The following is a 13,973-nucleotide window of genomic DNA, read 5'->3' on the forward strand; positions in this document are numbered from 1 at the left end:
AATAAATATTGAACACAGCCGCTGCTCGAGCGTCAAAATCGAGCTGAAATAGCTTCTTGTCTTGAGATTAAAATCAGATTCCCTGGAGAGTACCCGTCACAGTTGGAGTCGAACCGAAGCTTGGGGCAACGAGCATCCCTGTCGATAGCTCGGCGAGGCCGCAAGGGAGACGTTGATTCCGCGACGGATCCGAAAGGGAGATGATGAACGTTCTCCGGTCAGGCAATGCCGGAACGGCGTTTCCTCGATTTATGAGCCGTGATTTCGTTAATGCGCATGAAATTGCGCGAGGCTGTCGAGGGAGTGCAAAGGCTGTCCGGAGTGCCGTGTCGTGCTGAAATCAAGCGCGATGCTGATGTGTCGGGGCTCGGTTGTCTGCCAAAATGATCCGATCCGAAGGCCATGGAGTCGAAATGACGCGGCGCGTGCGACGCTGTCGCGCAGTGAAAACGGGCTTGCCGGCTTTGCAATCTTGCAGAAACCTTGTAGTCTTCTTTGATGTTAATTGATCTTGGTTTGACAAAAACAAGAATTCATTCAGGCGCAGAACGTCTCAAAAATACGCTGCCAGGTTCCGGATTTCTGGACGCTTTGAGTGAGAAATTGAGGAATAAATGCGTCGGTTCCCGTCCGGAAACCGCACTCGCGAAGCTCGATTTCCGAGCAGGCAAAAGCCGGATTATTCCAAGCCTGACGCGCTCTTCAGCTCCTCTTGTGCCTTGACTTTTCAATGGTTTTCGGTAAACTTTAAGCTTCAAATCAATCAATCACGTCGCAGCCGTCCCCGCGTTCGTGTCGGGAAAAGGCCGCCATCGGGCAAGACGAGAATTTCGCAGAGTGGAGTAAATTTGTATGGCAATGATTGAAGTCAAGGATTTGCACAAGTGGTACGGGGACTTTCATGTTCTGAAAGGCATCAACGAAAGTGTCGAGCAGGGCGAAGTCCTCGTCATCTGCGGTCCCAGCGGATCCGGGAAAAGCACGTTCATCCGCTGCATCAACCGTCTTGAGGAATATCAGAAAGGAACCATCCTTTTCGACGGCAAGGACATCCACGCGGACGACGTGAACATCAACAAGCTCCGCTCGGAAATCGGCATCGTTTTTCAGCAGTTCAACCTCTATCCCCACCTTACCGTCCTGAAAAACATCACGCTCGCGCCCATCAAGGTCAAGGGCATGGACAAGAAGCAGGCCGAGGAACTGGGCCTGCAACTGCTCAACCGCGTCGGCATCCACGAGCAGGCCTACAAATATCCCGCCGAACTCTCCGGCGGCCAGCAGCAGCGCGTGGCCATCGCCCGCGGCCTGGCCATGGAGCCCAAGGTCATGCTTTTCGACGAGCCGACTTCCGCGCTCGACCCCGAAATGATCAACGAGGTTCTCAACGTCATGAAGGATCTGGCCCGCGAGGGAAAGACCATGCTCTGCGTGACCCACGAAATGGGCTTCGCGCGGGAGGTGGCCGACCGCGTCATCTTCATGGACTACGGCGAGGTCGTCGAACAGAACACTCCGCAGGAATTCTTCAAGAATCCGCAGCATGAGCGCACGAAGCAGTTCCTCAAGGAGATCTTGTAGTCAATGACGTCGCGCTGCGGCGTTTGGTAACTTAACTCGTCAGGAGGGAATTTATGAAGCGACTGAGTGTTGTCCTTGCCCTGGTTTTGGCGCTGGTTTTCTGCGTTTCCGCCGCCAACGCCGGCAAACTGGAAGAGATCAAGGAAAGAGGCAAGATCGTTTGCGGCGTCAAGGACTCCGTGAACCTGTTCGGTTTTGTCGATCCCAATACCAATGAACTCGTCGGTTTCGACATCGACATCTGCAAGTACATCGCCTCCAAGCTCGGCGTCGGCGTTGAGTTCAAGGTCGTCACCTCCAAGAACCGCATCCCCATGCTGGCGCAGGGTTCCGTGGACATGCTCGCCGCGACCATGACCCACAAGTTCTCCCGCGACGACAACATCGACTTCTCCATCACCTACTTCATGGACGGCCAGAAGCTGCTCGTGGAAAAGGGTGCCGGCATCGCCAGCACCGCTGATCTGGCCGGCAAGAAGGTCGGCACCGTCAAGGGTTCCACCTCCGAGAAGAACATCATCGCCGCCCAGCCCGCCGCCCACGTCATCTCCTATGACGAGTACCCGCAGGCTTTCCAGGCCCTGAAGCAGGGCAAGGTCGTGGCCGTCACCACCGACTCCGGCATCCTGGCCGGCCTCAAGGCTGGCGACGACCATCCCGAAAAGTGGGAAATCGTCGGCGACTTCTTCTCCTCCGAGCCGTACGGCCTGGGCGTGCCCGAGAACGATTCCGACTTCCGCGATTTCGTCAACCTGTGCCTGAACGAGATGTGGCTTGACGGTACCTACAAGGAAACCTTCAAGAAGTGGATGGGTTACGATCTCCCCGCCGGCTGGGAAATCGAACTCTGGCCCATGTAGGCATCCGAGCGATTCTATCGAGCCGGGAGCGCCTCCGCGCTCCCGGCCCTTTTGAGAAAACCATCCAAAAAACGGATCGAGAGCTTTGCAGTACCAGTTCAATTGGATAGCGTCCGTTACAGGCGAGCCCGGTCGATGGTTGTGGGAAGGCTTTGTCACCACCATCGAGATTTCCTTCATCGGCATTTTCTTCGCCATGGTTCTGGGCATCATCGTCTGCGTGTTGCGCATGACCCGTTTCAAGCCCTTTGTCTGGATTTCGGCCGCCTATACCGAATTCTTCCGCAACACGCCGCTTCTCGTGCAAATTTTCTTCTGGTATTTCGGCGCGGGGGTCATTCTTCCGGAGTCGCTGAACAACTGGATCAACCAGCTTTATTACTGGTTTCCCGGGCCGTTCAGCCTCGGAGGTTCGCAATTCGAAGGGCAGTGGATGCTCTTTTCCTCAGAGTCCGCCAGCGTGATCATCGCGCTTTCCGTCTACACCTCGGCATTCATCGCCGAGGAAATCCGGGCGGGCATTTTCTCGATTCCCAAGAATCAGCTGGAAGCTTCGCGTGCGACCGGTCTCAACTTCCTTCAGGCGTATCGCTTCGTGATTCTGCCGCAGGCAATCCGCATCGTGATTCCGCCGCTGATCTCCCAGTTTTTGAACCTGATCAAGAACTCTTCCCTGGCCATGGCCATCGGCGTGACCGAACTCGCCTACCAGGCCACCCAGATCGAGTCCTACCACGGACTCGCCTTCGAGGGGTTCACGGTGGTGACGCTCATCTACCTGGCCATCTCGCTCGTGATCTCGTTCGCCATCAACATGTACAACAAGCATTTCATGCTTCAGGTGAAATACTAGGGGGAAGGGAACGTGTCGTATTGGGATGTAGCACCTGAACATTGGGGAATGATCTGGGACAACCTGGATTATTTCCTCTGGGGAGCCGCCAAGCTCACCAACACTTTTCCGTACGTGAAAAACATCGGCGGACTCGCCGCGAGCATCGTGCTGGCGGTCATCGGCATCTTCGGCGCGTTCTGGCTTGGCCTCCTGGCCGGGCTGATGCGCATTTCGAGGAATAAAATATCAAAATATTCAGCGATGGTGTATATCGAAGTGGTTCGAGGCACGCCGCTGCTGATGCTCATCTTCTGGTTCTTTTTCCTGGCCCCGATCCTGCTGGGCCGGACCTTGCCTTCGTTCGAAAGCTCGCTGATCGCCTTCATCGTCTTCACCTCGGCCTACATCGCCGAGATCGTACGCGCGGGCGTGAACGCCCTGCCCAGCGGACAGATGGAGGCCGCGCGCGGTTCCGGGCTTTCCCATGTCCAGGCCATGCGCTTCGTGATCCTGCCGCAGGCCCTGCGCAACATGATCCCCTCGTTCGTGAACCAGTTCGTGTCCCTGACCAAGGACACCTCCCTGGCCTACATCATCGGCGTGAACGAGCTGATGCGCACCGCCGTGCAGGTGGACAACCGGGAAACGCGCATCTCTTTCGAAATCTACATCACCATCGCCATCCTCTACTTCGTGGTCTGCTACATTCTGACGTCCTACAGCCGCAGTCTGGAGAAGAAGATTTCCCGCTATCAAGCCCGCGACCGCTAGGGCGAAGGAAGAGGAATGACGAATACGCCGTCCGGCACGCCGCTGCCCGTGGCGGCCCGCATCGATCACACTCTGCTGGCGGCCCGCGCCACTCCCGCCGATGTGGAACGCCTCTGCGCCGAGGCCGTCCGCTTCGGGTTCAAGGCGGTCTGCGTCCATGCCTGGCATGTGGCGCGGGCCGCCTCGCTGCTTTCCGGCCATGTCCCGCTGCCCATCACCGTCGTGGGGTTTCCCCTCGGCGCGACCTTGAGCCGCGTGAAGGCTTTTGAGGCCGAAGCCGCCGTTCGGGACGGCGCGCGCGAGATCGACATGGTGCTCTCCCTCGGCGCTCTGGCGGCGGGGGAGCACGACCTCGTGCGCGAGGACGTGGCCGGGGTCGTCCGGGCCGTGCCCGGCGTTCCGGTCAAGGTCATCATCGAAACCGGGCTGCTCTCGGACGAGGAAAAGAGGCTGGCCTGCGCGATCTGCGCCGAGGCCGGAGCCGCGTTCGTCAAAACCTGCACGGGGTTCGCTCCCGGCGGAGCCACCGCCGCCGACGTCCGCTTGATGCGCTCCGTGGTCGGTCCGGGGATGGGCGTCAAGGCCAGCGGCGGCATCCGCGATCTCGCCACGGCCAGGGCCATGCTCGCGGCGGGAGCGGACCGCGTCGGCACGTCTTCCTCCGTGGCCATTGCGCAGGCGGAACAAAACGAAGCAGAGGAGGGCGCATGAGCGAGAGCAATATTCGGCTGGATCCGGCCCGCATGCCGCAGGAGATCGAAAACCGATCCCTGGGCATCATCGATTCGGAAGTGCCGGAACCGCGCCCCTTTGCGGGCGTGGAGTGGGAAGTGGTCCGGCGCATGATCCATACCACCGCGGACTTCGAGCTGCTGGAGCTTGTCCGGTTCCACGCCGACGCCGTGCGCGCCGGAGTGGCGGCGCTCAAGGCAGGAGCACGCATCGTCACGGATACGGAGATGGCCCGGGCTGGAATCCCGCTCCGCAGGATGGAGCCGCTGGGCTGTTCCGTGACCTGCCTCATGAACGATCCGCGCGTGGCGGAACTGGCCCGGGAGAACGGAACCACGCGGGCGCTGGCAGCCGTGGATGTGGCCGTTGGCGCAGCGGGCGGGGCGCCTTTGCCGGACGCCCCGGACATCTGGGTCGTGGGCAACGCGCCCACTGCGTTGATCCGACTTCTGGAGCACGTCCGGGCCGGGCGGACTGCGCCCGCGCTGGTGGTGGGCATGCCCGTGGGCTTTGTGAACGCTGCCGAATCAAAAGAACTTCTTCTTTCCCAGGATGTTGCGCCTTTCGTGACCATTCGCGGGCGCAAAGGCGGCTCCGCCCTGGCCGCCAGCGTGATCAACGCGCTGGCCGACGTGGTTCTGCGCGGCTGATTCCTCTCGATCCGGTCGGAAAGTGATTTTCTGCAAACGGCGTTTCAGGTTTTTTCCGGAGCGGCCCGGCGCTTTTTTTCCTTTTGATACCCGCACTCTTACCCTGGATTTCCACGCCCGCTCTTTTCCGCTTCCTGAATAATCTATTTCCCGAAAGCGTTTGCAATGCCCCATCAATGGTGGTAGTGGCCGATTCGTGTAACGATCCGACGACGGGTCACAATTCAACCATTTCAGGTGGGGTCATGGCCAAGGAGAAGGGAAACAGCAAGGTCACCATCTATCCGGACTGGTGCAAGGGCTGCGGCATTTGCGTTGCATTCTGCCCGGCCAAGGTCATCGAGCTCGACGGTCAGGGCAAGGCCCGGGCGGTGCGCGAGGAGGACTGCATTCATTGCGGCTTCTGCGAATTGCACTGTCCGGATTTCGCCATCGTCGTTTCGGAAATTGAACGGTGTCCCAAGTGAGGCGGTGAGACATGGCGGTCGGTAGAAAGAAGAAACACAAGGAACTTTTCGCTCAGGGGAACGAGGCCGTTGTCGAAGGCGCCCTGCTCGCGGGGTGCAATTTTTACGGCGGCTATCCGATCACCCCCTCCAGCGAGGTCATGGAAATCATGGCCCAGCGTCTGCCCAAGACGCCGGACGGGGTTTTCCTTCAGATGGAGGACGAAATTGCCAGCCTCGGCGCGGTGATCGGCGCATCTCTCGCCGGCTGCAAGGCCATGACGGCCACGTCCGGTCCGGGCTTTTCGCTCATGCAGGAGCACCTCGGCTACGCATGCATGGTCGAGGCGCCGCTGGTCCTGGTCAACGTCATGCGCGGCGGCCCTTCCACGGGCCTGCCCACGAGCCCGGCCCAGGGCGACGTGCAGCAGGCGCGCTGGGGCACCCACGGCGACCATTCCGTGATCGTGCTTTCCGCGTCCAACGTGCAGGAATGCCTTGAGATGACCATCACGGCCTTCAACATGGCCGAAAAATTCAGAACCCCGGTGATTCTGCTTCTGGACGAGATCACCGCGCATACCCGCGAAAAAATCATCATTCCCAGGGAAGACGAGTACGAGGTCTTCAACCGCGTGGTGCCGACCATGCCGCCGGAGTGGTACAAACCCTTCGAGGAGACGGTGCGCGGCGTGCCGCCCATGCCCCCCATCGGTTCGGGCTACCGCTTCCACGTCACGGGCCTGACGCACGACGCCAACGGCTTCCCGACCTCGCGGCCCGAAGAGGTCGTCGATCTCATCGGGCGCATGTTCCGCAAGATCGACCAGTTCCTGCCGCAGGTTTCCCTGACCGAGGAATACCTCTGCGAGGACGCCGAGGTCTGCGTCGTGGCCTACGGTTCGGTGGCCCGCTCCGCGGCCTACGCCGTGGACCAGGCCAGGGAGCGCGGTGTCCGGGCGGGCCTGCTCAAGCTGAAGACCCTCTTCCCCTATCCCCGCGCGGCCACGGAAAAAGTCATGGGCCACGCCCGGGCGATCATCGTGCCTGAAATGAACATGGGCCAGATGTCGCGCGAGGTGAAGCGGGTGAACAACGGCAAGACCATGGTGCGGGCGCTGAACCGCGTGGACGGCCAGATCATCACCCCCTCGGAAATCCTCAAGGCGATCATGCAGGTGTAGCCATGTCAGAAGTTATCGGGAACCATATCATTCACAAGTATCTGCGGCACAACAAGAAATTCCCGCACGTGCTTTGCCCCGGCTGCGGCCACGGCATCGCTCTGGGCGCGCTCATCCGCGGGGTCCACTGCCTCGGCCTGGAAAAGGACGACGTGGTCATCGTGGCGGGAATCGGTTGTTCCGGACGCCTGGCGGTCTACGTGGACTTCAATACGGTCCACACCACCCACGGCCGTGCGCTGACCTTCGCCACGGGCATCAAGATGGCCAAGCCGAATCTGAACGTGATCTGCATCATGGGCGACGGCGATGCGCTCTCCATCGGCGGCAACCATCTGATCCACGCAGCGCGCCGCAACATCGGCATCACCGCGCTGGTGCTGAACAACAACATCTACGGCATGACCGGCGGCCAGTGCTCGCCGACCACGCCCCACGGCTCCTTTTCCATGACCTCGCCCTACGGCCAGCTGGAAAAAGGCTTCGACGTGGTGGATCTGGTCCGGGCGGCCGGGGCCAACTTCGTGGCCCGGGGCACCTCGTTCCACGCCCAGCAGCTCGACAAGCTGATCATCCAGGCGCTCCAGCATCCGGGCTTCAGCATGGTGGAGGTCGTTTCCCCCTGCCATACCCAGTTCGGGCGCAAGAACAAGTACAAGGGACCGGTGGACATGTACAAATGGCTCAAGAAGAGCGCCACCCCCCTGGAGCGGTACGAGGAGCTGGAACCGGACAAGCGCGAGGGACGTTTCCCCACGGGCGTGTTCGTGGACAACGACTTGCCCGGCCTGGAGGAGCAGTATCAGGCGCTGAAGCAGAAAATGCGGGGGCAGGCGAAATGAATCAGGATGTGACGCTGGAACGTTTTGAGGTTCGGCTTTCCGGCCTGGGCGGCCAAGGCATCATCACCCTGGGGCGCGTGCTCGGCACGGGCCTGGCCCTCGGCCACGGCTACCAGGTCACCCAGACCCAGAGCTACGGCCCGGAAGCGCGCGGCGGCTCCAGCCGCTGCGACCTCGTGGTCAGCTCCGGTCCGATCAGCTATCCGAAGGCGGAAAGCCTCGACCTGCTGGTGGCCCTTTCCCAGGAAGCCTGCAACTCGTACTACCGCTTTCTCAAGCCGGGCGGCATCCTGGTGCTGGAGACGGATCTGGTCAAGCAGCCGCCGACCAACATCTACCTCGGCCTGCCGTTTACGGAAATGGCCTCCAAGAAGGTCGGCATCGTCCAGGCCATGAACACCATCGTGCTGGGAGCGATCAGCTACCTGCTGCCGTTCGTGGACCAGAAGACCATGCGCAAGTCCCTTCAGGACGCGCTTCCCGCCAAGATCCGCGACGTGAACACCAAAGCCTTCAACCTCGGCTATCGCGAAGCCAAGAGGGAATTCGGCGATCAGCCCGAAATGTGGAAGGGCAAGCCCGAGGAACGGAAGGAATACGACATCTGACCTTTCCCGGCAGCACATTGCGTACAAAAAACCGCCCCCGTTGGGGCGGTTTTTTCGTGCGGGCCGTCCCGGCGCGGCTAAAACTGCCGCTGCACCGTGGGCGTCAGCCCGCCTTGCTGGTTGCGCAGCTGCGGCAGGAGCGTCATGGTGTTCTGGTTCACGGGCAGGGTCCATTGCCAGCCCGAAAAGACCTCGCCCGTAACGCTGTCCGCCACCTGTGCGGAAAGATAGATGACGTCCGCGCCGATAAGGTAGCTGCCCGTCATGTCCGCCTCGGTGGTGGGGTATGCGGACTTGGTCAGCAGGGCGAGCCCGCCCGGTTCCGTGGCGTTGGCGTCGGCGGGCAGGGGCGGAGCCGGAGCGGCCTTGCGCGTCTGCGCCTCGGCCATGACCACGTTCAGGTCGCGCTGAGCGAGCCTCGAGGCCACCTGCTCGGCGACGACGCGGCCGAAAGGCGACGGGTCCGCCTGCCTGGAAACGTTCACGAACGGGTGGACCCGGATCGGGGACTGCTTGTCGATGTCGTTGCCGAGGTCCGAGGCCAGTTCGTCGGCGGCTTCGTAATTCAGGTCGATGATCGGCGTCTCGTCTTCCGCGTTCAAGGGCGCGGCCGTGGGGCCGATGTCGAAGACGAAGTCGGCGGTCTTGTCGTAATTGCGCTTGACCTTGCTCCAGGAGCAGCCCGGCAGGCTTGCCAGGGCCAGGACCAGCAGCAGGTATGCACAGTTCCTCATGGTTGGATCTCGTGGTTGCGGGTTGCGGCGTTGACGTCTTATCGGCCGTTTCGCCTGTTGGTTTAGCGGCGAGGGGTCATCTCGCGGCGGAGCCGGATTCATTCGCGCGCAGCAGCTCCGCAAGCAGCCGGGCCAGTCGGCCGGCGGCCTTGCCCGCCACTTCGATGACCTCTTCGTGGCTGGTGCCGGCCATGCAGTCCGGGAGATTCTTGTTCGTCAGGCAGGAGATCGCCAGAACGCGCATGCCCATGTGCCTCGCGCAGACCGCTTCCAGCGCCGTGGACATGCCCACCGCGTCCGCGCCGAGAATGCGCAGCATGCGCGTTTCCGCCGGGGTTTCCAGCTGGGGACCGGGAACCTGGGCGTAGACTCCGCGTTCCAGGCGGATTCCCAGCCTTCGGGCCGTTTCCAGGGCGCGGGCCCGCCACTGCGCATCGTAGACCCGGCTCATGTCCGGAAAGCGCAGCCCCCAGGGATCGTGGTTCGGCCCGGTGAGCGGGCTGCGGCCCGTCAGATTGATATGGTCGCTGACGAGCATCAGCTCGCCCGTGTCGAATTGGGGATTGAGCGCCCCGGCGGCGTTGGTCAGGATCAGATCGCGCACGCCCAGTTCGCCGAGGGTGCGCACGCCGAAGCAGGTTTCCGTGGGGTCGAAGCCCTCATAGAGGTGGAAGCGGCCGGAGAGGGCCAGCACCTGGCGGGAGCCGCAGCGCCCCTTGAAGAGCCGGGAGGCGTGGCCTGCCACGCTGGAGCGCGGGAAGCCCGGAATTTCGGCATAATCCAGCTCCTCGGCGTCTTCCAGCAGGTCTTTGGCCTCGCCCAGCCCGGAGCCGAGAACCAGGGCCGCTGTTCCGGGTTGTGCAGTTCCCCATTTTTCCTGTATAAACTGTGCAGCGTGTTTTACTCTTTCAAAAAATAGCATATGGATACCTTGAGGTTGCTTGAAAAATGGCCGATATCCAATGTGCGGCCCCGTCGCAACCTTTCATAGCATGGCAACGGAAACAAGGATAGGCTTCGGTTTATGGACATCGCGACACTCCTCGGCCTGATCGTCGGCCTCTCCCTCGTGGTGGGCGCCATTTTCATCGGCGGCGCAGTCGATGTGTTCATCAACCTGCCGGGCATGATGATCGTCATCGGAGGAACGCTGGCCTCCATCACCGTGGCGTTTCCGCTTGAGGAGATCGTGCAGGCCTTCTATGCGGGCTTCAAGGTCTTCGGCGTGCGCAAGGTCAAGGCCAGGGACGTGATCAACATCATGGTCAAGGTCGCCGAGATCAGCCGCCGCGAGGGGCTCATGGCTCTTGAGAACGTCCAGACCGAGAACGTGGTGCTCAAGAAATCCTGCCAGCTCATCGCGGACAACGCGGACCCGCAACTGATCCACGACACGCTGCGCATCGAGATCAACGCCATGCGCCGCCGCCACCAGGTGGCCCAGGACGTGTTCAAGCGCCTGGGCGGGCTGGCGCCGTCCTTCGGCATGATGGGAACCCTCATCGGCCTCATCCAGATGCTCTCGCGGCTGGACGATCCCACTTCCATCGGCCCGGCCATGGCCGTGGCCATCCTCACGACCTTCTACGGCTCGCTCCTGGCGACCATGCTCTTCATCCCCATCCAGGCCAAGCTCAAGGCGCGCACGCTTCAGGAGCAGCTCAACCTGGAAATCATCTTCGAGGGCGCCAAGTCGATCCTGGAAAACAACAACCCCATGCTCGTCTACGAGAAGCTTTCGTCCTTCCTCGGTCCGAAGGAGCGGGGAGGTTGATGTGAACAAGAAGCCGCAGCGTCCGAGCTTCACCGACGATCTCGTCATCTTGGAAACCGACGACAACGAGGGCAACGAATGGTTGACCACGTTCGCGGACCTTTCCATGCTGCTCCTCGTCTTCTTCATTCTGCTGTATTCCATGTCCACGCTGGACACGGAGAAGTTTTCGGAAACCTTCACCTCCGTGACCAAGGCGCTCCAGGGGCAGATGGATCAGATCGCCACCAGCCGCATCACCAACGAGGAGGCCGGAGTCTTGCTCGATCAGGTGCTCATGCAGCGGCAGATCATCGAATCGCAGCGCAAGGTCTTTTCCGAGGTCAAGGCGCTCCAGACCGAAAAAGGCATCGAGGGAGTGGTTTCGGCCACCTTTGAGGACGGCGTGATTACCCTGCGGGCACCCGGCGACGTGTTTTTCGCGCCGGGACAGGTTTCGCTGACGCCGCTCGGCGAAAAGATCATCCTCACGCTCAAGGATTTTTTCACCCAGCATCCGGACCAGGTCATCAACATCCGGGGCTACACGGACGATTCCCTTCCTTCCGGCAGCCGCTACCAGGACAACTGGGAGATTTCCGCGCTGCGTGCCGTGAATGTGCTGCGCTTTCTGCTCAACCAGGGCATAGAACCGAATCGGCTGACAGCCACGGGGCTGGCTTCGCTGAATCCTCTTGTGCCCAACACCACGACCGAGAACCGGGCCAAGAATCGCAGGGTGGAGTTCATTCTTGAAAAACGGGTCACAGGCCAGTAGATTCCAGGCCGGGGGTAATATGGCATTCGACATTTCTTTTGGCGACAGCGAAGAGCGCGCCCGGCAGGCCTTCCGAACACGGGTTCCCGGACTGGAGGTCCGCTTCCACGATTCCGAGCGCGTCTACGAGATCAGGGATATCAGCGCTTCCGGCTTCGCCATCGAGGACAAGAGCGGCGGCTTCAAGTCCGGAGGGCGCTACGACGTTTCCCTGTATCTGAACCGCAAGCTGTTTCTGGGCCATGCCGGGGTCAGCGTTGTCCGCGCCCTGGAGAACGGCATCGTGGGGCTGGCTTTCGACGAGCTCAAGCGACAGCAGGCCCTGAAGCTGGACAAGCTCGTGCTCGAAGTCCAGAAGCGGCTCATTCAACTCCGCAAAGCCCGCCCCGAAGGCTAGCCCGCCGCCTGTTCGCTGTGCCGCCTTTTCCGCGGTCTTGACCCGGACGAGGCGAGCCACTATGAAACCTGCACCGCATGCAGGCAAGTGATCACTCCCAACAAGGAAGAGCAGTACGTTGCTGAACATCAAGGAACTCCTCGAAGGGATCAAGGCATCCCCGTACAAGACCATCGAGATAAAGGCCCCGCATACCGGCGTGGTCGCCTTTGCCGGCCTGAAGGCGGGCGACAAGGTTCTGGCCCCGCGTGGAACGTGGATGGAAAAGCCCGGAACCCTGCTGCTCGAGCTGAGCCGCGAACGGAACAAGAAGCCCTTGCATTCGCCGGAGAACGGCGAAGTCATGGAAGTCCGCGCCGAGCTGGAAGGCCGGTTCGTGGAGGCGGGCACCACGCTGATGACCCTTCGCCATTTCTTGTCGCGCAAGGAAGTCATCGACCTGATCCTGCAAAAATCCCTGTATCTCTTTACGGCCCCGGAACGCGCGAAATATTATTTCGTGCCCGAGCTGGACCAGAAACTCAAGGTTTCGGGAAAGCGTTCGGTCAAGGTGCGCGACGGAATGGAAATGTTCATTGTTTCGCGCATGAAACGGGAAACTCCGCTGGCCTACTCCGGTCCCGAAGGCTTGATCTACGCGGTCTACTTCCATCGCGGCGACAATGTGGACGCGGGGGAACCCCTGCTCGGCGTCTGCCGCGAGGACCAGTTGACCATGATCCAGGAAGTCGTGGCCCGCGTGCAGAGCGAGTGGGAGGAGGAAGTCTAGATGGGACGGCTGCTGCAAATCCGTGTTTCCGCGAACACCTATGACGAGGCCGAGGTCGCCCGCACCTGGCCGCGCCTGAGCAAGCTGGCCTGGAGCGAGGACCGGGTTTCCGACGCCTCGTACGGGGTGCTTGAGCTGTGCCGCACGCTTGCGGAAAAGCAGCGCCTGGGGATGCTCCCGAAGGAGGCGGACGAGGCTCTGGGCGAGGGGGCGAAACGCCTGGACGCGCTCGTGGAGCGCCTCGAGTCCGCCCTCGGCGACTGGAAGGCCACCGAAGCCAATCGCCTCAGCGACGATTTGGAAGACGCACTTTCGGAGCTGGAAAAAGAAGCCGAAAAGTTGTAAGCGTCTCCGATCAACGACAACAAATCTCAAGGAGACGATACATGGCCGGCAGCATGAACAAAGTCCTTCTCATCGGCCGACTGGGCCAGGATCCCAAGCTTTCCTACACCCAGGGCGGACAGGCCGTGGCCAACTTCACCATGGCCACGGACGAAGGCTACCGCGACCGCACTTCGGGCCAGAAGGTGGAGCGCACCGAGTGGCATCGCATCGTGGCCTGGAGGCAGACGGCCGAATTTTGCGGCAACTATCTGTCCAAGGGGCGGCTGGTGCTCGTGGAAGGCAAGCTCCAGACCCGCAAGTGGCAGGACCAGAACGGCCAGGATCGCTACACCACGGAAATCGTGGCCAGCAACGTCCAGGGGCTGGACAGCCGTCAGGACGGCGCTCCGGCCCAGGGCGCTCCGCAGGGCCAGGGACGCCCCCAGCAGCGCCAGCAGGGCGGCTACCAGCAGCCCCCCCAGGGGCAGCAGAACGGTCCCAGCTACGAGGACGAGGATCTCGGTCCCGCTTTCCCGTCCGAGGCCAGCGGCATGGACGACGTCCCGTTCTGATGCGCGGCGAACGATTCCGCGATTTGAAAAGACGGCCTTCGGGCCGTCTTTTTTTTGTGTGGGAGAACACGCGTTCCGAAATTCTTCGCATGTTGACGCAGGCTCCCCATGGCGCTAGCCTTTTCGATATATAA

At 61.2% G+C, this 13,973-nt stretch carries 18 protein-coding genes; 16 read left to right on the forward strand and 2 right to left on the reverse strand.

Translation table 11 applies throughout. The features are described from left to right. Nucleotides 1-852 precede the first annotated feature (852 nt). The 10 genes from G452_RS0104235 (at nucleotide 853) to G452_RS0104280 (ending at nucleotide 8,509) form a co-directional block, all read left to right on the forward strand. A complete protein-coding gene (locus G452_RS0104235; protein WP_022661016.1) occupies nucleotides 853-1,581 on the forward strand; it encodes an amino acid ABC transporter ATP-binding protein in 729 nt (242 codons plus the stop codon). A 53-nt stretch (nucleotides 1,582-1,634) separates the two neighbouring features. Continuing rightward, on the forward strand, nucleotides 1,635-2,441 hold the full coding sequence (locus G452_RS0104240) for an ABC transporter substrate-binding protein (RefSeq protein ID WP_022661017.1): 807 nt from the start codon (nucleotides 1,635-1,637) through the stop codon (nucleotides 2,439-2,441). An 85-nt stretch (nucleotides 2,442-2,526) separates the two neighbouring features. Continuing rightward, entirely contained in the window at nucleotides 2,527-3,294 is a 768-nt protein-coding gene (locus tag G452_RS0104245; RefSeq protein WP_022661018.1) for an amino acid ABC transporter permease, read from the forward strand. A gap of 48 nt (nucleotides 3,295-3,342) precedes the next feature. Further along, on the forward strand, nucleotides 3,343-4,047 hold the full coding sequence (locus tag G452_RS0104250; protein WP_040368083.1) for an amino acid ABC transporter permease: 705 nt from the start codon (nucleotides 3,343-3,345) through the stop codon (nucleotides 4,045-4,047). 15 nt (nucleotides 4,048-4,062) lie between these two features. Next, a complete protein-coding gene (deoC, locus tag G452_RS17975; RefSeq protein ID WP_022661020.1) occupies nucleotides 4,063-4,758 on the forward strand; it encodes a deoxyribose-phosphate aldolase in 696 nt (231 codons plus the stop codon). Further along, entirely contained in the window at nucleotides 4,755-5,429 is a 675-nt protein-coding gene (locus G452_RS0104260) for a precorrin-8X methylmutase (RefSeq protein WP_022661021.1), read from the forward strand. The genes deoC and G452_RS0104260 overlap by 4 nt, the downstream gene beginning before the upstream one ends. 245 nt (nucleotides 5,430-5,674) lie before the next feature. Then, the gene (locus tag G452_RS17980; protein WP_022661022.1) at nucleotides 5,675-5,896 is read left to right on the forward strand and encodes a 4Fe-4S dicluster domain-containing protein; all 222 of its coding nucleotides are present in this window, start codon (nucleotides 5,675-5,677) and stop codon (nucleotides 5,894-5,896) included. A gap of 11 nt (nucleotides 5,897-5,907) precedes the next feature. Next, nucleotides 5,908-7,059 (forward strand): 2-oxoacid:acceptor oxidoreductase subunit alpha, encoded by a 1,152-nt coding sequence (locus tag G452_RS0104270; RefSeq protein WP_022661023.1) that lies wholly within the window; start codon nucleotides 5,908-5,910, stop codon nucleotides 7,057-7,059. 2 nt (nucleotides 7,060-7,061) lie between these two features. Then, entirely contained in the window at nucleotides 7,062-7,901 is an 840-nt protein-coding gene (locus tag G452_RS0104275; protein ID WP_022661024.1) for a 2-oxoacid:ferredoxin oxidoreductase subunit beta, read from the forward strand. Continuing rightward, nucleotides 7,898-8,509: a 2-oxoacid:acceptor oxidoreductase family protein gene (locus G452_RS0104280; RefSeq protein WP_022661025.1), complete on the forward strand. Its 612-nt coding sequence runs from the start codon at nucleotides 7,898-7,900 to the stop codon at nucleotides 8,507-8,509. Before G452_RS0104275 ends, G452_RS0104280 begins: the two co-directional genes overlap by 4 nt. Nucleotides 8,510-8,586: 77 nt before the next feature. Here G452_RS0104280 and G452_RS0104285 read toward each other — a convergent pair whose 3' ends face one another. Both G452_RS0104285 and G452_RS0104290 read right to left on the reverse strand, forming a co-directional pair. After that, complete coding sequence (locus G452_RS0104285) at nucleotides 8,587-9,243, reverse strand: FlgO family outer membrane protein (protein WP_022661026.1); 657 nt, start codon at nucleotides 9,241-9,243, stop codon at nucleotides 8,587-8,589. 76 nt (nucleotides 9,244-9,319) lie between these two features. Next, on the reverse strand, nucleotides 9,320-10,165 hold the full coding sequence (locus tag G452_RS0104290) for a purine-nucleoside phosphorylase (protein ID WP_022661027.1): 846 nt from the start codon (nucleotides 10,163-10,165) through the stop codon (nucleotides 9,320-9,322). Nucleotides 10,166-10,267: 102 nt separating this feature from the next. Between G452_RS0104290 and G452_RS0104295 the strand changes: the two genes are divergently transcribed. From G452_RS0104295 to G452_RS0104320, 6 genes are all read left to right on the forward strand, one after another. After that, nucleotides 10,268-11,017, forward strand: a complete 750-nt coding sequence (locus tag G452_RS0104295; protein ID WP_022661028.1) for a motility protein A — start codon at nucleotides 10,268-10,270, stop codon at nucleotides 11,015-11,017. Between the two features lies 1 nt (nucleotide 11,018). After that, a complete protein-coding gene (locus G452_RS0104300) occupies nucleotides 11,019-11,774 on the forward strand; it encodes an OmpA/MotB family protein (RefSeq protein WP_022661029.1) in 756 nt (251 codons plus the stop codon). A 19-nt stretch (nucleotides 11,775-11,793) separates the two neighbouring features. Continuing rightward, on the forward strand, nucleotides 11,794-12,171 hold the full coding sequence (locus G452_RS0104305) for a PilZ domain-containing protein (RefSeq protein ID WP_022661030.1): 378 nt from the start codon (nucleotides 11,794-11,796) through the stop codon (nucleotides 12,169-12,171). A gap of 118 nt (nucleotides 12,172-12,289) precedes the next feature. Beyond that, nucleotides 12,290-12,940, forward strand: a complete 651-nt coding sequence (locus G452_RS0104310; RefSeq protein ID WP_022661031.1) for a hypothetical protein — start codon at nucleotides 12,290-12,292, stop codon at nucleotides 12,938-12,940. Next, the gene (locus tag G452_RS0104315; protein ID WP_022661032.1) at nucleotides 12,941-13,285 is read left to right on the forward strand and encodes a hypothetical protein; all 345 of its coding nucleotides are present in this window, start codon (nucleotides 12,941-12,943) and stop codon (nucleotides 13,283-13,285) included. A gap of 41 nt (nucleotides 13,286-13,326) precedes the next feature. After that, complete coding sequence (locus tag G452_RS0104320) at nucleotides 13,327-13,839, forward strand: single-stranded DNA-binding protein (protein ID WP_022661033.1); 513 nt, start codon at nucleotides 13,327-13,329, stop codon at nucleotides 13,837-13,839. The last annotated feature ends 134 nt before the right edge of the window (nucleotides 13,840-13,973 follow it).

It is taken from the genome of Paucidesulfovibrio longus DSM 6739, from assembly GCF_000420485.1.
In the GTDB taxonomy this organism is placed as follows: domain Bacteria; phylum Desulfobacterota; class Desulfovibrionia; order Desulfovibrionales; family Desulfovibrionaceae; genus Paucidesulfovibrio; species Paucidesulfovibrio longus.